Source organism: Exiguobacterium marinum DSM 16307 (assembly GCF_000620845.1).
GTDB classification, from domain to species: Bacteria; Bacillota; Bacilli; order Exiguobacteriales; family Exiguobacteriaceae; genus Exiguobacterium; species Exiguobacterium marinum.
In genome coordinates, this window is sequence record NZ_KK211189.1 from 30098 (window position 1) to 48736 (window position 18639).

Annotated in this window: 21 protein-coding genes; 7 read left to right on the forward strand and 14 right to left on the reverse strand. The window is 45.7% G+C overall.

Annotated features, from left to right (window positions below):
- Nucleotides 1-9: 9 nt before the first annotated feature.
- Genes P400_RS0100365 through P400_RS0100390 form a run of 6 tightly spaced genes read right to left on the reverse strand, consistent with a single transcriptional unit; the run spans nt 10 to nt 2739 of the window.
- On the reverse strand, nt 10-480 hold the full coding sequence (locus tag P400_RS0100365; RefSeq protein ID WP_026824370.1) for a hypothetical protein: 471 nt from the start codon (nt 478-480) through the stop codon (nt 10-12).
- A complete protein-coding gene (locus P400_RS0100370) occupies nt 467-985 on the reverse strand; it encodes a hypothetical protein (RefSeq protein ID WP_026824371.1) in 519 nt (172 codons plus the stop codon). Before P400_RS0100370 ends, P400_RS0100365 begins: the two co-directional genes overlap by 14 nt.
- On the reverse strand, nt 964-1434 hold the full coding sequence (locus tag P400_RS0100375) for a hypothetical protein (RefSeq protein ID WP_026824372.1): 471 nt from the start codon (nt 1432-1434) through the stop codon (nt 964-966). The genes P400_RS0100370 and P400_RS0100375 overlap by 22 nt, the downstream gene beginning before the upstream one ends.
- Entirely contained in the window at nt 1418-1867 is a 450-nt protein-coding gene (locus P400_RS0100380) for a hypothetical protein (RefSeq protein ID WP_026824373.1), read from the reverse strand. The genes P400_RS0100375 and P400_RS0100380 overlap by 17 nt, the downstream gene beginning before the upstream one ends.
- Nucleotides 1868-2296: a hypothetical protein gene (locus P400_RS0100385; protein WP_026824374.1), complete on the reverse strand. Its 429-nt coding sequence runs from the start codon at nt 2294-2296 to the stop codon at nt 1868-1870.
- Nucleotides 2293-2739: a hypothetical protein gene (locus P400_RS0100390; protein WP_026824375.1), complete on the reverse strand. Its 447-nt coding sequence runs from the start codon at nt 2737-2739 to the stop codon at nt 2293-2295. The genes P400_RS0100385 and P400_RS0100390 overlap by 4 nt, the downstream gene beginning before the upstream one ends.
- A gap of 205 nt (nt 2740-2944) precedes the next feature.
- Between P400_RS0100390 and P400_RS0100395 the strand changes: the two genes are divergently transcribed.
- From P400_RS0100395 to P400_RS14700, 7 genes are all read left to right on the forward strand, one after another.
- The gene (locus P400_RS0100395; RefSeq protein WP_015880673.1) at nt 2945-3655 is read left to right on the forward strand and encodes a GntR family transcriptional regulator; all 711 of its coding nucleotides are present in this window, start codon (nt 2945-2947) and stop codon (nt 3653-3655) included.
- Nucleotides 3656-3807: 152 nt separating this feature from the next.
- Nucleotides 3808-4155, forward strand: a complete 348-nt coding sequence (locus P400_RS0100400; protein WP_026824376.1) for a PTS lactose/cellobiose transporter subunit IIA — start codon at nt 3808-3810, stop codon at nt 4153-4155.
- Nucleotides 4152-4460 (forward strand): PTS sugar transporter subunit IIB, encoded by a 309-nt coding sequence (locus tag P400_RS0100405; protein ID WP_015880671.1) that lies wholly within the window; start codon nt 4152-4154, stop codon nt 4458-4460. The genes P400_RS0100400 and P400_RS0100405 overlap by 4 nt, the downstream gene beginning before the upstream one ends.
- Nucleotides 4461-4475: 15 nt before the next feature.
- A complete protein-coding gene (locus tag P400_RS0100410) occupies nt 4476-5882 on the forward strand; it encodes a GH1 family beta-glucosidase (protein ID WP_026824377.1) in 1407 nt (468 codons plus the stop codon).
- A 12-nt stretch (nt 5883-5894) separates the two neighbouring features.
- Nucleotides 5895-7223, forward strand: a complete 1329-nt coding sequence (locus tag P400_RS0100415) for a PTS sugar transporter subunit IIC (protein ID WP_026824378.1) — start codon at nt 5895-5897, stop codon at nt 7221-7223.
- Between the two features lie 74 nt (nt 7224-7297).
- Nucleotides 7298-7624 carry a hypothetical protein gene (locus tag P400_RS0100420; RefSeq protein WP_026824379.1) on the forward strand — a complete coding sequence of 109 codons (327 nt, stop codon included), beginning with the start codon at nt 7298-7300 and terminating at the stop codon, nt 7622-7624.
- Complete coding sequence (locus P400_RS14700) at nt 7621-8199, forward strand: hypothetical protein (RefSeq protein WP_034770655.1); 579 nt, start codon at nt 7621-7623, stop codon at nt 8197-8199. The genes P400_RS0100420 and P400_RS14700 overlap by 4 nt, the downstream gene beginning before the upstream one ends.
- Before the next feature lie 137 nt (nt 8200-8336).
- Here the strand turns inward: P400_RS14700 and P400_RS0100430 are convergent, their stop codons facing one another.
- The 8 genes from P400_RS0100430 to P400_RS0100465 form a co-directional block, all read right to left on the reverse strand.
- Nucleotides 8337-11432 (reverse strand): DEAD/DEAH box helicase, encoded by a 3096-nt coding sequence (locus P400_RS0100430; protein ID WP_084483544.1) that lies wholly within the window; start codon nt 11430-11432, stop codon nt 8337-8339.
- A 38-nt stretch (nt 11433-11470) separates the two neighbouring features.
- Nucleotides 11471-11710 (reverse strand): hypothetical protein, encoded by a 240-nt coding sequence (locus tag P400_RS0100435; protein WP_026824381.1) that lies wholly within the window; start codon nt 11708-11710, stop codon nt 11471-11473.
- Nucleotides 11711-11795: 85 nt separating this feature from the next.
- On the reverse strand, nt 11796-13148 hold the full coding sequence (locus P400_RS0100440; RefSeq protein WP_026824382.1) for a GH1 family beta-glucosidase: 1353 nt from the start codon (nt 13146-13148) through the stop codon (nt 11796-11798).
- Between the two features lie 24 nt (nt 13149-13172).
- The gene (locus P400_RS0100445; protein ID WP_200868269.1) at nt 13173-14102 is read right to left on the reverse strand and encodes a carbohydrate ABC transporter permease; all 930 of its coding nucleotides are present in this window, start codon (nt 14100-14102) and stop codon (nt 13173-13175) included.
- A gap of 3 nt (nt 14103-14105) precedes the next feature.
- Nucleotides 14106-15008: a carbohydrate ABC transporter permease gene (locus tag P400_RS0100450; RefSeq protein WP_026824384.1), complete on the reverse strand. Its 903-nt coding sequence runs from the start codon at nt 15006-15008 to the stop codon at nt 14106-14108.
- A gap of 57 nt (nt 15009-15065) precedes the next feature.
- Nucleotides 15066-16367, reverse strand: a complete 1302-nt coding sequence (locus P400_RS0100455) for an ABC transporter substrate-binding protein (protein ID WP_026824385.1) — start codon at nt 16365-16367, stop codon at nt 15066-15068.
- A 203-nt stretch (nt 16368-16570) separates the two neighbouring features.
- Nucleotides 16571-17584, reverse strand: coding sequence for a LacI family DNA-binding transcriptional regulator (locus tag P400_RS0100460; protein WP_026824386.1), 1014 nt, complete (start codon nt 17582-17584; stop codon nt 16571-16573).
- 146 nt (nt 17585-17730) lie between these two features.
- Nucleotides 17731-18603: a TetR/AcrR family transcriptional regulator gene (locus P400_RS0100465; protein WP_026824387.1), complete on the reverse strand. Its 873-nt coding sequence runs from the start codon at nt 18601-18603 to the stop codon at nt 17731-17733.
- Nucleotides 18604-18639 lie beyond the last annotated feature (36 nt).

The following is an 18639-nucleotide window of genomic DNA, read 5'->3' on the forward strand; positions in this document are numbered from 1 at the left end:
GAGAGACGCTCACGCGCTCCCCCATTTCTGTTCTTCCTTTAACTCTCGTTCCGTGACATAGTTCTCATCAAGCCGAACCATATGACATTCATACAATCGATGCAACATCATAGAACTCGGGATGAGCACTGCAATCGTTACAAAGAAAGCAAGCGTCGAAATCTGCCCTGAAACTGTGAAATATAAAAAGACAATGACAAACGGATACCCAATCAAACCGGTGACTGAGTTCCAATGCGCGAGTCGTTTCGCCTCTCTCGACTTCAAATAACGCTTCTTAATCGATTCTCGGTCCCACGCGCTTTTCCATGCAGGTAACGCTGCGATTTCCGAAATCAACAATACACCCGCTAACGAAATCCAGCCCTTCTCCACAGCGAAGAAAAGCATGAGTGCGAGAGCACCGCTCATCATACTCACAGTCCATTTCCCCGATTCATCAAATGCCGTCAACTCTCTCATCTGATCACGTTTGTTCACGACGTTGCTCCTTCTCGTATTCGCGGACGTCACGAATCTCTCTTAAGTCTTGATCCGTCAAATAGTTCTCATCATAAGACTGAATGACGCGGTCAAAGCGCTTCGCCAAATATTCAATCCCGAAAAACGTAAGCTGAGAAAGGAGAAACACACGGAACGATTGTGAGCCTGTCGTTTCGCTCGTGAAGTAAAAGAGTCCGTAAATCCCAACACCCGTCAAAGCGAGCGTGTGTGCCATCATTTTGAATGATAAGAGGTTACGCGCTGTTTGATTCGTCACGAAACGTAGCCACATCCGATATTGAATAAAAATACCCGATAAGATTGCAGCGAGCACCGCATATAATGTCCCTGTAACGATGCCATCTGAGAGTGTCCAATACGAGGCATAAATCAAAAAACTGACGACGAGTCCGATCCCGATGATGCCGACACCCCATTTAGTCAAACGGTCTACTTTTAGAATCGTGTCGATTTGCGCTTTTACTTTTGGTGATGGTTCCATATGGCTCCCTCGCTTTCTAGTATCGCTTCATACGTTGGTAATCCTGACTGATGCGCATGGATTCGCTCTTCCCACTTCTTCTCTCGATACGATTTCGTCAACCCCCAAAGGGCGACGATCCCACCGGTCAGGATGAAGGCATCTTCGTTTACATACATCGGGATGAACAGCACAAATAAAGAGACGGCACTAATCCAACAATCAACGAGTCGATATCGTAACACCCGTACGACGTTTTGATGTTCGGCAAAATGGCGAATGACTCGATATTCCATGAATCCTTTATAAGCAAGCCCCATGGATATGATCAACATGACGGGAATGACCCATGTCGCCTGTGTCCGTAACATCACGATGAACGAGATCAGGAATATGACGAGTACCGGCCAGCCAAAGAACCGATCAAATTGTTTGGCATGCGCTACTGTAAGTTCAACTTGATGATTCATGTGAGACCCTCCCTTCAATCACTTCCTCATACGTCGGTAATTCCGGATCGATTTGTTTAAGTTGCTTTGTGAACCACTTCTGCCGAATCGGACTTAATACTCCCCATATCCCAAAAAAGAGGCCAATCATGAGACCAAAATCTTCCGCTGTCAGCAGCGTCACCATGAGTGCCGTCAACAAAACGGCATCCACCCATTCGAACACGTATTGAAAAATGAGAATTCGTTGCGCTTTCGGATGCGCGGTCACTCGCCACATGATACGCATTTCTTTATAGCCCATTACAACAATGAGTATAGAGACCGACGCCATGATGGGGATGAGCAACATTTTCTCTAATAAGAGAGCGACAATGACGGCCGTGACATACAGAATCAAGACAGGTACGGCATAATGTCGCATCCGTTGAATCCACTTTACGTCTTGCGCCACCTATATCGCCTCCTTGTTTAGGATGATATTCTCTACATCTTGTTGTTTCGTTTGTTTGTTCACGTTCAACGTCCATAGCATCGCGCCGCCGATGAATACCGTGACACCCACATATGCCATATTTGAGGTGAACAATAATTGATGATTCAACGCGAGGAAAAAGGCGCCACTATTGATCCCGTCCCGAGCAAGTTGACGACGATATAATCCTTTCAACTCTGGTTGAAATCCCAAGCGCATCCGATAGCGCTTTACGTATAAGATGTTTAACGGAATGAGTGTACAAGCGATATACAGCACGCCCCATGTGAGGTCATCGGTCAATAAGCTAATCGGTAGCATCAGCACCACAAATGTTCCAAACAGCCCGAAGATCCATTGGTCGAATAAACGTTTCCATACTTTTTCTTGCGTCATCCGTTCACTCATTGATTTCGTCGCTCCAAATCTAACTGATGTAATAGTGGAACACGTTCATTTAATTTCTGTTGAAACGTTCGTGACACTTGGTCGCTTACTACTCCCCATACGAGCAACCCAATCGCTAACGCTAAACTGTCATATTGAAAGATGAGCAGAGCCAAAATCAAGGAGACAAGCGCACCTGAACTGATCAAATCATAAAGTAGGTTCCACTTCAGTAACCGCACGACATTTCGATTTTTCATATGCGTACGACGCATCCGATACTTCTTTACGTCTAATCCAATCATGGTGATTCCAATCAAGACAAACGGAATCGTCAACCAGACGTAACGTCCGAAAAAGGATAAAATAATAGCCGTCACAACAAATACCAATAATGCATAGCCGACCCGAAGGTGTGACCTGCGCCATGTTGTTTCTTCCGTATACCAATGTGTCTCAGTCAACTAGAGCACTTCCTTTCCTTCCTGTGAATTACTCATATATACGTACTCTCTTTCATCATTGTTTCACATTTTCCGAATATTCTAGCATTGAATCGTTCGACTTTTTTCAACAATTGACGAACGAAACGTATCCGCTTACAAAGGTTATCTGCTATACTGTTACCAAATTCATTCCCACAAATTTTTTTGAAAGGTGTAGAACTGTATGTCTCCGAAGTACAAGCAAGTTGCAAGTCAGATTGAAGCGGACATCGTCAATCACGTCTATCAACATACGAATAAATTATTGACCGAGGATGAGTATGCCAATAAATATGGCGTCAGCCGCAATACGGTCCGAAAAGCAATCGAGATCCTCGTCAACAAAGGATACGTCTATCAAGTTCAAGGGAGCGGCGTCTTCGTCCGTGACCATTACAATAGCGATTACATCAATTTAGAAAAACTCCAAGGTCTCACAAGTGACTTCAGCGGTCGAAAAGTCGAGACACGCGTCTTACACTTCGAACAGACGGTCGCGAACGATGAGGTCGCCGAACGGATGAAGTGCCCAATCGGGACACCCGTCTACTTCGTGAAACGGCTACGTCTCGTCGATGATCACCCGTTCTCAGTGGAGGATTCGTACTTCCGAAAAGAGCTCGTCATCTATCTGGATGAGAATATCGTCCAAAAGTCGATCTATACGTACTTACGAAGCGACCAAAAACTCGCCATCGGATTTGCCGATCGTGTCATTTATGCAGATTTTTTAGATTCAGAATCTGCCGACCTGCTCGACTTGAACGAGAACGATCCGGCCTTGATTGTCGATAATACCGTCTATTTAACGAACGGACAAATCTTCGACGTCTCTCGTTCCATCCACCATTTTAAACATGTCAAAATGCTCAAAGTCTCGAACATCAAGTCCTAAACGCGCCCGAGAGATGCTTTTTCTCGTGCGTGTTTTTTTATGTATTTTTTCAAAAGTAAGGGTTTACACGAAAACGCTTTCGTGCTACTATCATCTTGTAGAAAATATTTGTACCTATGAATTTAAGTCATCCATACAAAAGGAGAGATATTATGGTTTCGGAAACAATTGACATCTCACCGGAAGATATTTTCGGTCTCATCGCCCTCTCGGGTGACGCCAAAGCGAGCTATCATCAAGCGATGCTCCTCATGCAAGAAGGAAAAAAAGAAGAAGCCGAGGCAGCGGTTGTTGCTGGTGACGCGACATTAAAAGAAGCACATGCGATTCAAACGAAATTCGTCACGCTCGAAGCACAAGGTAAATCGGCAACAGTCGGTGTCCTCATGGTGCACGCGCAAGATCACTTGATGAACACGATTCTCGTCAAAGAAATGCTTGGATATATGATGAACATGCAAAACGAAATCAACGAATTGAAAGGAATGGATCAACAATGATTAAAATCGGACTCTTCTGTGCGGCAGGTATGTCAACAAGTATGTTAGTAGAAAAAATGAAAGCGGTTGCCTCTGAACGTGGCATCGAAGCTGAAATCGCAGCTTACCCAGAATCAGAGATGGAAACTTACGTCGACAACATCGACGTCGCGCTTCTTGGACCACAAGTGAAGTATCTTCTTTCAAAAGGGAAGCAAATCTGCGAACCAAAAGGTGTTCCAATCGACGTCATCAACACAGTTGACTACGGCATGATGAACGGCGCAAAAGTATTAGACCACTCATTAAAACTTGTAAATAAATAAACCGAGGTGATGACTTTGAAAATGCCTAAAGATTTCTTGTTCGGCGCTGCTTCGGCCTCTTATCAGGTCGAAGGCGCATGGAACGAGGACGGGAAAGGCCTCTCGAACTGGGACGTCTTCTCGAAAATTCCTGGTAAGACATTTGAAAACACAAACGGCGACGTCGCAGTCGACCATTACCATCGTTATAAAGAAGACATCGCGCTCATGGCGGAGATGGGACTCGAATCATATCGCTTCTCGATTTCATGGCCACGCGTCTTCCCGAACGGTACGGGTGAAGTGAACGAAAAAGGACTCGAGTTTTACAACAACTTGATCGATGAGTGTTTGAAACATGACATCGTCCCATTCGTCACGCTCTACCATTGGGACCTCCCACAAGCACTTGAAGAAAAAGGCGGCTGGAAGAACAAAGAGACAGTTGACGCATTCGTCCGGTTCGCGGATACTTGCTTCCAATCGTTCGGTGACCGTGTCAATCACTGGATCACGTTCAACGAAGCGGTCATCTTCTGCTCACTTGGATACTTAACAGGCGCACACCCGCCAGGCATCGAAGGCGACGTCAAAGGTTATTTCCAAACGACACATAACGTCTTCGTCGCCCACGCCCGTGCCGTCGAACTCTTCAAACAAAGCGGTCACACTGGCGAAATCGGAATCACACACGTGTTCAACCCGGCGTTCAGTATCGATGACGCAGAAGAGAACAAGTTTGCTGAAATGCACGCGAACGCTTACGCGACACATTGGTTTTATGACCCAATCTTAAAAGGTGAATACCCAGAGTACGTCGTGAACGCTCTAAGCGAACAAGGTCTTCTCCCTGACATGACGGAGGAAGAACTCGACGTCTTGAAACGGACCGCTCCGATGAACGACTTTATCGGTCTCAACTACTACAGCCCGCAGCGCGTCATGAAAAATGACTCGGTGCTCGTCATGGCTGGTGGACGTGAGAACTCGACAGGTCGCCCGGGTAATCCGTCATTCGATGGCGTCTACAAGACGGTCAAGATGGATGACAAAGTGTATACGAAGTGGGATTGGGAAATCTCACCGGAAGCGTTCCTCGCTGGGATGCATATGCTGAAAGATCGTTACGGCGACGTCAAGATCTATATCACAGAGAACGGTCTCGGTGATGTCGACCCGATCGTCGATGGTGAGATCATGGACACGCCACGTATCGAATACATCGAAGGACACCTTCGTGCAGTCAAACACGCTGTTCAACAAGGCATCAACGTTGCCGGTTACTATGCTTGGTCCGCAATCGACCTGCTCAGTTGGTTGAACGGTTATAAGAAACAATACGGCTTCATCTACGTCGACCACAACAACGGTCTCGCACGGAAGAAGAAACAGTCGTTCCACTGGTATAAAGAGATCATCGCCACGCGCGCTGAAGACCTATAAGGAGGTTCCCCTATGAGCCGCTTAGAAAGAGTATTTGAAAAGTTCACCCCTGCTTTTGTTCGCTTCGCGAATGCCAAGCCCGTCCTTGCGATTAAGGACGGGTTCATCCTCACGATGCCGATGACCATCATCGGATCGCTGTTCCTTCTCATCCTGGCGTTACCGATTCCAGGTTGGGCCGACTTCATGTCAGGTCTATTCGGAGCAGACTGGTCACTCCCGCTCACGCAAGTCGTCGGCGCGACGTTTGACATTCTTGCTTTGATCGGTGTTTTTGGAATCGCTTACTCATACGTCAAGAACGAAAAGATCGAAGGAGTGCCTGCCGGTATTCTCGGGATCATCTCATTCCTCATCATCACGCAAGCTTCTGTCTTGTCTGAGTCTGGCGAATTCGTCGGTGGCGTCATTCCAAAAGTATGGACAGGTGGACAAGGTGTCCTCGCTGCTATCATCGTCGGACTAGCAGTCGGGTTTATCTACTCGCAGTTCATCAAACGCGGAATCAGCATTAAAATGCCAGACGGTGTCCCACCAGGCGTATCGAACTCATTCTCTGCCCTTGTTCCTGGTTTGGCGATCATCTCGCTCGCCGTTGCGACGTTCGCGATTTTCCAAGCGGTTGCAGAGCGTACGTTTACAGAAGTCATCTATGATGTTCTTCAAGCACCACTTCAAAACTTGACAGATACACTTGCTGGAGCCGTCATCATCATGGTGCTCATGTCCGTCATGTGGTGGTGTGGGATTCACGGTGCCGCGATCCTCATGGGAATTATGGGACCGCTTCTCACAGCGAACGCACTTCAAAACCAAGCCATCCTCGATGCAGGCGGTACGCTTGTCGCTGGCGAGAACGCAAAAATCGTTACAATCCAGTTCCTCGATGTGTTCACGAAACTCGGTGGTTCAGGAATCACAATCGGCTTCATCATTGCCGTCTTAATCGTTGCACGATCGGCACACTTAAAGCAGCTTGGGAAGTTGTCACTTGCCCCGAGTATCTTCAACATCAATGAGCCGGTCATCTTCGGGATGCCAATCGTCTTCAACCCGATTATGTTCGTCCCATTCGTCGTCGTGCCAGCCATCGCTTCATTCATGGTCTACTTCGCCATCCTTTGGGGTTGGGTCGAGCCGTTCAACGCACTTCAAGTACCATGGACGACACCTCCAGTCATCTCTGGATTCTTGATCGGCGGATGGCGCGCTGCTCTCTTACAGATTGCAACAATTGCCATGGCCGTTGCTGTCTACCTCCCGTTCGTTCGCATTCAAGACCGCGTCTCTTACGGTGAAGAGTTGAAAGCACAAGAAGGCTCTGATCAAGCATCAGCCTGAAACAAAAACGACAGCCCTTCTCAGTAATGAGGAGGGCTGTTATATTTAGGGAAAAGAGTTAAGGAGTTGGAAATTTGAAATCATACTACCCTTCTATATTCGCTGTCCTTGCGGGGCTGACCGGATTACTCGGACTTGCGCTTCAATCGGTCTACCCGATCATGTTGTTTCCCATCTTTTTACTCATTGCGGGATACTCTGTGTTACATGCGAAGAAGCAGAAAACAACCGTCCGAAATTATACAGCGAGCTTTATGATCTTATCAAGCGCCGCCCTCGCATTCGGTCTTGGCTTCCAGTCCATCATCCCGTACGCCATGCTCATCGGAGTCGTGATCCATACAGTCTGTCTCTTCTGTGCCATCATCGCACTCGGACGATATCGTGCACACGTCTCATGAAGGCTGTGACTGGACTCGGTTGGGGCGCATTGATTCTAACACTCATCCTCGCCCCGCTACTTGCCGTCGATTTGATTCTCATCTATCTGCTTGAAGACACACCGTTCCGAATCTTATCGACGCTCGCTATGCTCGGTTGTTTCTATCTGTTATCGACCATCTTGAGCTTCTTTGTCGATGGCTTAACGGGAGCGTTACGCTCGTTTGGTCATGTGAACGTGCCACGTCTACTCGATACCATCCTTCACGGAATCGTGAGCGGAATCAGTCTATACGTCGTGCTTACCTTCTTTCCGTCAATCGATTTATCTACGTTCACCGTCATGGCAATCCTATTCGTTCACTTATTCAGTGCATCGTTGTGGCTAAATCGGGAGCATTCGAAAGAAGACGCACCTCTCGAACTCGATTCGATCGATCAACAGATCGTTCACCTGTTACGTACGGAAACAACCGTCTCTTGTGTCGAACGAATACAAGAGGAATACCCAGATTTACCGAAACGGGACGTCTTGAAGCGCGTTAAAAAAATCAGTCAATCCACCGAAGTCACCGAACCGTTTCATGGTCGGTGACTTTTGTGCGTCATCACGAGCGAATCGTGAGCCGTATGCTATGTATTCCAAAGTCTAACTAGGGGAACATGATACAAATTACATAAACAAACGCCAGCCCGTTTTTCGGTGCTGGCGTTTTATGTGTCTTCTTTAATTTATACTTTCTGAGGATGGATGACTTTAGCATGTTTCGCTATTGTTGCGTAGTTTTTCATTGGTGATAACAAGCTATAGTCACCAATAATATGAAACTCTTTCTTTGCTCTCGTTACTGCAACGTTGATTAAATTTGGCTGTTTACATGACCATTCAGCGGATGATTTTGTATTTTTATCTGTCCCGACTACAAAATAGACGATATCCGCTTCCTTACCTTGGAACGTATGAACTGTGCCGACACTTTGTTTTATCCATTCAATCGAAAACCCTTTATTCTTCAGCATTTTCGTCAATTCTTCTTTTACCGCTGAAAAAGGTGTAATGACGTAATGATTGGGCACCTCACCCTTTTCATTCTTTTGGTTCAATAAGAGATGGACTAATAACTCTCCTTGCTCTTTTACAAACTGACGCTTCGTCACACTACCTTTACAGTCATACCATTTACAGTTATCAGTATTTATTGATGATTCGCTAGCTAACACCATTTTGTTTCCATATGCAATTTCATTCGCAATTGAAAACATTGGATTGCTACACCGTCGATGAACCCATAGCGGAATGCCCATCCATATAGTGTCCGTTGTGTTCATCCCTCTCGGGTTCGCTCGATCCGCAAGTGACTGGACTGAAGCACTCATGCCGACATGTTCTTCGGAAACATTATAGTACTTCCTCACATCACTCAAAATGGTTTGATCAATCGTGACAACGGGTTCAACCTGCAACGGGTCTCCTACAGCAAGAACCCGTTTAGCTCTCCATATAGCACCAGCAGCTTGTTGAGGAGTGGCTTGTCCAGCTTCGTCAATGAATAAATAATCGATAAAATCTTCGCCTACGCCCTCATACATGGCGCTAAAACTAGCGAATGTTGTACTAACCAAAGGGGTAATCAAATGTACCGTTTTCAATACTTCTTTTTTTACTTTGCGATGCTCTTGATTATTTAAGTCCAAACCTTTACGAAAGCGTAATAAACGCATCGCCGCATTAATTTTGTCGGCATTACAAACCAGTGCAAGTTTATGGAGTTTCATCGCTTTTAGAAACAGCAAGCCTCGATCATAATTCAATGAATCCGTTACCCACGGTGTATTGATTTGTCTACGTGCGTACGCCTCCTCATCATCATTCCAATACTGTTCATTTGGGATAATTAAACTCTCTGACGCATATTGCTTAATTAGTTGGTCATACTTCGCTAACTCTTCCTCTAGATTTTTCACTTCTGTTATGAATTGATTCTTTTTATTTCTCACTTTAGTTGTTTCTGCTTCACGTTCCTTTAGAGCATCTAAAATATGGAATAACTCTTCCTTTAAGCTCATCTCACGTTCATCTTTAGTAAAGAGACGTGAAATGAATGAGCGTTTCGGTAAAAGAGAAATTTGCTCGTCTACTATACCTCTTTTTTTAGATAACTCTTCCTTATCCTTATCCGCATCTTTCAATTGGGACTCATAATTTGTAATTGACTCTTTAAGGTTCATTAGTTTGTTCGTCATCACCGGAACTTTATTAGATTCTTCATATATTTTTTGAAGATGTAATTTCTTGCTTTCGATTTGTCTGCTCAACTCATTAAACTCTTCAACAGCGCTATGCCACTCTTTTTCAACCTCACTCTTCTTGTATTGAAGAAGATGTGCAGACAATGTTTTTTTATCCTCGTCGAGTTTTTTATTCTCTTCCTCAGATGCAAACATATGCTGTGCAAATTTATCGATATTCTTTGATTTTCCGAGTGGGACTGAAAACAAGCCCCATGTATCAACTTTCTCCTTATTAGATATCAGCATTGATGATACATCTGGAAATAAGTCGAGTACTTTTGCTTCTTCAGCGTACTGCTGATCGAATTCAGAAGAGTTGTCACGAATCACTTCGTTCTTTTTCGGTAAATCCTTCGAAATGTTTTCTACAGCCCCGTTATTGCTTGATGCAACTACCATGCTAAAAGAGCTAATCGCCGGATTCAACTTCGTAATTGGATATGAATATCCTCCTAATTTGATTGATTCAACTGTGTCGTCAAACATTTTGTACGGACTTTCAAGTTTTGCTAGTTCCCTAGCTCGCTCGACCACAACATTTGCGAATATATCTTTTAATAAAGTGGTTTTTCCCGTTCCAGGTGGTCCATTTACGGAACTGACATCCTGATTCTCTACAAAAAACTGATTGACGGCTACTTGTTGCATGAGAGACAGACGATGCTTAACCGGTGATGGCCAACGTGCAGAAGGGAGATTTAATGGTTGAAGCATACCTTCAATATATGTACGGTTTTCGTCGATATGTGTGCGTTGCTCAAAGTTCATACCCGAGATATAAGTTAATAACGTTTGATTGATACTGTCTTTTGATAATATGTTTTGTAAATCACCCATATAAAAATTCGGTAACGGTTTTCGGTTTTCGGTTCCATTTTTTGTTTTCTCAAAGAATACCAAGTTCAATTCACGGTAATTTTTTAACTTCTCTTCTTCCTCTTCATCTTCTATTTTGATTCCTTCGCTTTCTTCTTTTTGAATTCTATAGAAATAACGAATATATTCGTCTCGAAGTTTTTTTACTGATGATTTAGTTATCCCGTTCAAAAGTATTTCTTGCGCCTTCAACTCTAAGGAGTCAAGAGCACTCTTGAACCTTTCTTCAAGATACCTATAATTGATTTGATCTTTCCCCTTTATTTCTTTCATAACGTACATTATAAATGGAACGACCAATGAATCCTTTATGTACTTTCCGGTTTGGTCAACCGAGAAAGAAAAACTATATGATTCCTGCCTCAACCTATTCACTAACTCATCTTCTATACTAAAGAGCTTTCGTAACACCTCAACTAATTGATATTGTTTATAGCAATCACAATAGTAAATATAATAGTACGAAGCTTTTTTTAATTCGACTGCTTGAAATAGTTGTTCATTATCAACCGATTTCAAATCAAATGCAGCCATTGTCATTTGTTTTTGATTATCTTTAAACTTTTCTCCCTCTACTTCTTTATTATTCGGAAGATTGTGTGGGGATAACGCTTCGATTAAATGCCATGCCTCTAATACTGACTTCTCAGCTTCTTTCACTATTTTTCCTCCTTCAAAATATATACATCTTTATCCTATCACTCTTTTCGAAGCGAGTACCCATCTACTTCGAGCAACCGCATCCGTCTCTGGTCAATCGCCGCATGAATAATCACGGTCACACCCGGATTGAGCTCCATCATCTTCTTGATTTTTCGTAAGTCGTCTCCCTTGATCTCGACAGGCAAGACGAATTCACCTTCTCTCAAATGAACGAATTTAATTTTTCCTTGGTCGTCATATCCCGTCACTTCGTACGTTTCGAACTCACGTTTCATAGAACATCCCTCCCCTATCCTCGTTCCCAAATCAGAAGCATTCCACACAAAAATCCATCCCCGTAGCGGCAGGGATGGATGCATGTTACGCCTCGACGCTATCCGCGTGTTTGGCCTTATGGTCGGCGATGACACCGGCATACCACTTCGCGCTGTCTTTCCAGATGCGCTCTTGCGTCTCAAAGTCGATATAGAGGATGCCGAAGCGCTTCTCGTATCCGAAGCTCCATTCGAAATTATCCATGAGCGACCAGAGGTAGTAGCCTTGAATGTTCATGCCTTCATCGTTCAAGTCAGAGACGGCTTCGAGGTGCTGGCGGACGTAGTCGATCCGGTTATCGTCATGGACTTCGCCATTTTCTAGCACGTCGTCAAATGCGGCGCCGTTCTCTGTAATGTAGATGGGAAGGTCAGTATACTCGGCGCGTAAACGACGGATCAGGTCTTTGAATTCGTTCGGGGCGATATCCCAGCCCATGCCCGTCTTCTCGTAGTCCGAGTAAGCGTCTGCCTTCAAAAAATCATTTGCTGCGTTGAACTCGACAATGCCACGGCTATAGAAGTTGATGCCGAAGAAATCACAAGCTGTCGAGATGGTCTCCATATCACCCGATTGGATGAAATCGAAGTTATGCACATATTTGGAGAACAAGTTCATCATGTCGACCGGATACTCACCTTTGAAGACCGGATCGAGGAACCAGCGATTCGAATACCCGTCGGCATTGTTCATCGCAAGGCGGTCATTCGCCGAATCCGTCTTCGCGTACATCGGTGACAAGTTGAGCGTGATACCGATCGGGGTCGTGGACTTCATCTCTCGCTTCAACAATTCGACCGCTTTTCCGTGCGACAACAACATGTGGTGCACGGCGCGTACCGCTTCGTTCATGTCACGATGACCCGGTGCGTGAACACCGACGTGGTAGCCAAGGAAGCCGGCACACCAAGGCTCATTATGAGTGATCCAAGAGTCGACGATGTCATCGAGCTCTTCAAAACAGACTTTCGCATAATCGAGGAACCAGTCGACCGATTCACGGTTGACCCAACCACCTTCTTCGTGAGCCCACATCGGAAGGTCCCAATGATAAATGGTGACGGCTGGTTTGATTCCTTCTTCACGGAGACGCAGCGCCAAGTTTTTGTAGAACGCCATACCTTCTGGGTTATACTCTCCCTTGGCAGGGAAGATGCGTGGCCACGCGATGGAGAATCGATACGTATCGACACCTAGTTTTTTGATGTGCTGAATGTCTTCTTCGTAACGATGGTAGTGGTCACATGCGACATCGCCGTTATGCTTTTCAAACACGCGCCCGTCGATGTCACAAAACATATCCCAGATGGAAGGAGTACGGCCTCCTTCATTGTGTGCGCCTTCAATTTGGTACGAGGACGTGGCTGTTCCGAATACGAAGTCTTTCTTAAAATGCATAGTGTTTTCCTCTTTTCTCTATATTTATTCTTTGACAGCACCTGCCGAAATACTGCTGACGATGTACTTCGAGAGGAACAAGAAGGCAATCATGATCGGGACGACCGAGATCGCGATGCCTAGGTAAAGCGAGCCAAGGTTCTCTGCGACTTGTGATCCTTTCAAGAAGCCCATCAAGACAGGCAACGTGTATTTCTCAGGAGAGAACAAGAGGACAAGTGGCATCAAGTAGTTGTTCCACGAGCCGATGAACGTAAAGATCGACATCGTCGCAATCGCCGGCATCATCATCGGAAGTGCGATGGTGTGGAAAATACGCAGCTCGCTCGCACCGTCAATCCGTGCCGCTTCAATCAAGCTGATGTGAAGCGTCGCTTGCGTGTACTGACGGATGAAGAAGACGGTGAATGGTGTCGCAATCGCCGGGACGATCAATGGGATGAACGTATCGAGAATGCCGAGCGTCTTCGAGATCTCGTAAAATCCGATGAGTCCAAGTTGTGCCGGCACCATCATCATGACGAGCATGAAGATGAACATCGCATTCTTCCCTTTGAAATTGTAGAACGAGAAGCCGTACGCCGTGAGGGCTGAGAAGTAACCAGACAGCACCGTCACCGATACCGAGATGATCAAACTGTTCTTGAAGCCGTTCCAGATGTTAATGTATTCGCTGAGCGTCGCATAGTTCTCTGCGAGCGCCGTCCCCGGGAGAAGTGAGAAACCAGCCATGATTTCTCCGTTCGTCCGTGTCGCGTTGACGATCATCATGAGGAACGGGATGAAGCAGACGATGGCGAGGAGGATCAGTGCTGTATAGATCAACCCTCGCGCAAAGCGTTTGTTTGTTTTTTTCTTCGAAGGTGGCGCCATTTTGAGTGGACGGTCTTCTTTACGTTTCGGCTGCGCTTCGCTATCAGGAAGCATACGCCGTGTTTCTGCATTTTGTTCCATCGCTTACGCCCCCTTCTTCTGTGCTGTGCGTTCATTGCGGAACATACCTTTGAAGACGATCGCCGAGAAGATGAGCGTAATCAAGAATAGGCCGTAAGCGACCGCAGATGCGTAGCCGTAGTTGTTGTACTTGAAGGCTTGGTTGTACAAATAAAGTACCATCGTGTTCAATGAACCGTCTGGTGAACCAATTCCATCGGTAATCAACATCGGAAGGTCGAACAACTGAAGTCCACCGATGAGTGACGTAATCATGATGTAGAGAAGAATCGGCTTTAAGAGTGGCAACGTCACTTTCGTGAACATCTGCCAGCGGTTCGCACCGTCGATGTGAGCGGCTTCAAAGTAATCTGTCGAGATGCCCGATACTCCAGCCATGACGATGATGAAGGAGTGACCGAACCACATCCATGTCAAGATGAGTGAAACGGATAACTGTGCCGTCACCGGTTCTGCCAACCAGTTGATTGGATCTGAAATCAAGCCGATTTTCATCAACACCATGTTGAGTGAACCGTGCTGCCAGTCGAGCAAAATACCGAACAAGAGCGCGACCGAACTGATCGTGATCAAGTTAGGAAGATAGAAGAACGAACGGAAGAACGAGAGTCCTTTTAACTTCAAACGGAGATCCGAGAAGATGAGTGCTAATAGAAGTGCTACCCCGATCTGCAAGACGAAGTTGATTCCCCAAATCTTGATGGTGTTGAAAAACGCCTCGATAAAGTACGTATCCGTCAACAACCGTGCATAGTTCGCAAACCCGACGACCTCTTCACCTGGGCTTCCCGTATAGTTCGTAAAGCTATAGTAAAGCGTTAAGAGGACCGGATAGATGCTGAACGTCAAGAAGACGACCCAGAACGGGGCGATGAACAGATAGCCGTAACGATCTAGTTTTTTCACGTGTATTTCTCCTTCCATAAGAACCGAGGGGGGGATCCCCCCTCGTGTTGGTCATCGTCAGTCTACAACGATGTCTGGGTAAGCGTTTTTCGCTTGTTTCTTGAACTCCTCAATCGCTTCTTCTTTCGACTTCTTACCTTCTACATATTGAAGGACCGATGCACCATAAAGCGTGTCGAGCTGTTGGTCGTATTTCGTGACGATTCCTGGAGTAATCTCATCTGCTTCGTCGAGGAAGAACTCATAGTTGTTCTGTCCGCCGAGGAACTCTTCACTGAAATCGTCTTTGATTTTGTCTGTAACCGGGTTGAAGGCAAGTACGTCGCCTGTTTCTTGTGCCCACTCTGTCAAGAACTCTTCATCTTGCGTCATGAGTTTGACGAAGTCGTAAGCTGCTTCTTTGTTTTTAGAATCTTTGTAAACGCCAAGCCACGTGCCGCCCCAGAAGTATGGGCTTGGTCCGCTAGTTACAGCCCAGTCACCTGCAGTATCCTTCGCGTTCTCTTTTAATACAGAGTGGAGACCCCAAGTTGGAAGGACATACGAGAAGACTTGTGTTTCTGTCTCTTTTCCGTTCTCTTTCACTTTGATCGGCTTATCCATTCCTTCGAACCAAGATGGTGACCATTCCGGTGCGAGAGCCGTGTATTGCTTCTCACGAAGTTCCTTCGCATAATCCATGTAGTTGATCTTATCTTCCGTCAAGACGAGTTCGTTCTTGTCGTTAACCCACGCTTCTGGGTTTGCCCCTTGTGAGAACCAACGAATTGAACCTTCATCCGGGAACATCTTGTATCCTTTTTGTTTCATTTTTTCAGCAACTTCGAAGACGCCGTCCATCGAGCTCATCATGTCACCGATTTCAGTCGGGTCATCTGTACCGAGCACTTCTTTTGCTAGGCTACGTTTGTAGTAAACGCCACCTGGTGTCGTTTGCCATGAGAGAGCGCGAACGTTTCCGTCTTTGTCTTTCCCGAGGTCAAAGACGTAAGGGACATAGTTGTCTGCGATCTCATCGACACTGTACGGCTCGTCTGAAAGGTTTTCCCAATATCCAGCGTCGACCCATTGTTTGAGGAAGGCGATTTCTCCTGTGAAGACGTCTGGTGCGCCGACGCCGCTTTCAAGAGCTGGCTTCAACTTCGTTGGATAGTCTGCGATTGGAACGATTGTCAATTCAACTTTGACACCGTTTTTCTCTTCATATGTTTTAATTGGTTCTTTTAACTCGTCCGTAAATGACCAAACTTTTAAAACGTCATCTTTTGATTCTGAAGCTCCGCCTTCACTGTCTGAGCAGCCGCTCAAGACGCCAACTGAAAGTGCTCCGAGTGTAAGTAAGCTGACTAATTTACGCATGTGTTGTTCCCATCCTTTTTTATAAGTAATGTTAGAAAGCGCTTGCAAGAAGAGTTTTAAAATTATCGAAAGCGCTTTCGGTTTAGCCAAAAATAAAATATCGAAAGCGGTTTCGATTTCTTTCAAAATGACTTTCGAAATCGCGCTCCTCTCTCCATCCGCTGAAGAAAAGAGAGCGACTTCGAAATATCATTCACTATAGGTTACTGTTTAACTGGCGCACAAGACGCCCGTTCGACTAAGCGTACCGGAATGATGCGACGTTCTGTAAGTCGCTCTTTCACGGTCATCTGTTCAAGTAAGAGTTCTGCTGCCGCTTCCCCGATTTCGTCCGTATCTTGGCGAATCGTGGTCAGTTTCGGCGTGATGTATTGGATCATTTCAATATCGTCGTATCCGATGACCGAGATGTCATTCGGAACGTGAAGACCATGTTCGTGAATCGCATCGATGACACCGATCGCCATTTGATCCCCGGCCACAAAGACTGCAGTCGGTCGATCGTCTAGTTCAAGCAATCGTTCCATCGCTTGCTTCCCTTCCTCGACTGAGAAGAAACCGGCGTTGACGAGGTAGCCTGGTCGAATCGGAAGGTTCAGTTCTTGCATCGCAAGTTCATATCCTTTGATTCGCGCCGCTCCGGCGTCAATTGTTTCATCCCCAGCGATGTGGGCAATTTTTTGGTGACCGAGTTCATGGAGGTAATTCACAGCGAGGCGCGCCCCTTCGATGTTATCGGAATAGACGACGCTACAATTGGCGCTGTCCATATCGACGACGACGATTGGGATGTCGCTTCGCATGAGCTCCTGAACTTGCTCATCCATTCGGTCCGAGCAGATGACGACGATGCCGTCGACCGCACGGTGTTTGAAGTGTTCGAGATAACTCATGTCACGATTGCGCAGATTCCGCGAGGCGAAAATCAAATCGTAGCCTTGCTCCTCTGTCGCGTGACGAAAACTTTCGATGATTCCGTTGAAGAACGGGTGTTTCATCCCGACTTCGTTCGCCTCTGAGAACATGACCCCGATCGCCCATGATTTTTTCGTCGATAACGACTGGGCATGTGCGTTCGGCAAGTAGTCCATCTCAGCAGCGGCTTGAAGAATTTTCGCTCTCGTCTTGTCGCTCACGTCTTTGTAATTGTTCAACGCTTTGGACACTGTCGTGATTGAGAATCCTGTTTTTTTGGCTAAATCATAAATCGTACCCATGTCATTCTCCTCTTCCCGAAAGCGCTTTCGGTAATTTGATTGTAGCGTATGGATTTGTAGGAATCAATTCTTTTTCGAGGAAACTTTTTAATTCTTTTTTCCATTCCTTGTTTCTTCTATATTACTGTATCGAGAAATTTTTGTCCTTAATGTGTCCGCGTATACAACCAGACGAGATTCGTAAACTTTTGTACTTCTGTCTCGCCTGTCACGCCTTTAAATAGACGCTGGAACGGCTTCAACAACTGCTCTAAGATAATTTTCCGAAGGCGTTCCTGTTTCAGTTCATGTGAGATTGCATCAAACAAATCTCGTTGTTCTTCCGTCATCTCGACATGCTCTTCGATGCGAGCAGCCATCTCGTTCAATTCTTCGATTGTGACAAGATGTTTATCTGTCGTCCCACGCATTTGCTCGACCGTGACCGGATTTAAGACATGCTCCCCTGTCTCCATCATTCGTGCGGCAATCAATTCGACATACGTATATAAACTGCGCACGACCTTTTGAGGAGAGTAAGCGGCATTCGTGATTCGGTTCGTAAACAAGATATGTTGCAACATCCCATTGAAGAGCACCGTCAATTCCATCGAATATGGTCTCACGGATTCTCCAATGATTTCCGTCAAACGCATCGCAATCCACTCAATTTCATAAATGCGATGTTGGAGTACGAGTTTCTTCAATTCATTCTCGTTTGACGACATGATCGATTCAAATAACGCATGCAAGTTCCGTTCTTCGTTCAATTGAATCAATATCGAGATTTGCTCGATAAATACGTCACGATCTCGTTTATCCCGCCCCATCTGCATCTCAATCCGGCGCTGCCCTGCATCATATCGTAAGTTCTCGAGGATACTGGCGACACAATCCGTCTTCGATGAGAAATAGTTATAAAACGTCCCTTTGGAGATATTGGCACGATCAATAATCTCTTGCACCGATGTGTGTTGCACTCCATTTTCAATGAAGAGAGACATGGCAATGTCTGCGACTTTTCTCTTTTTCTCTTTCATTCTTTTATGACTCCGTTCTGTCTAATATGTACCTTT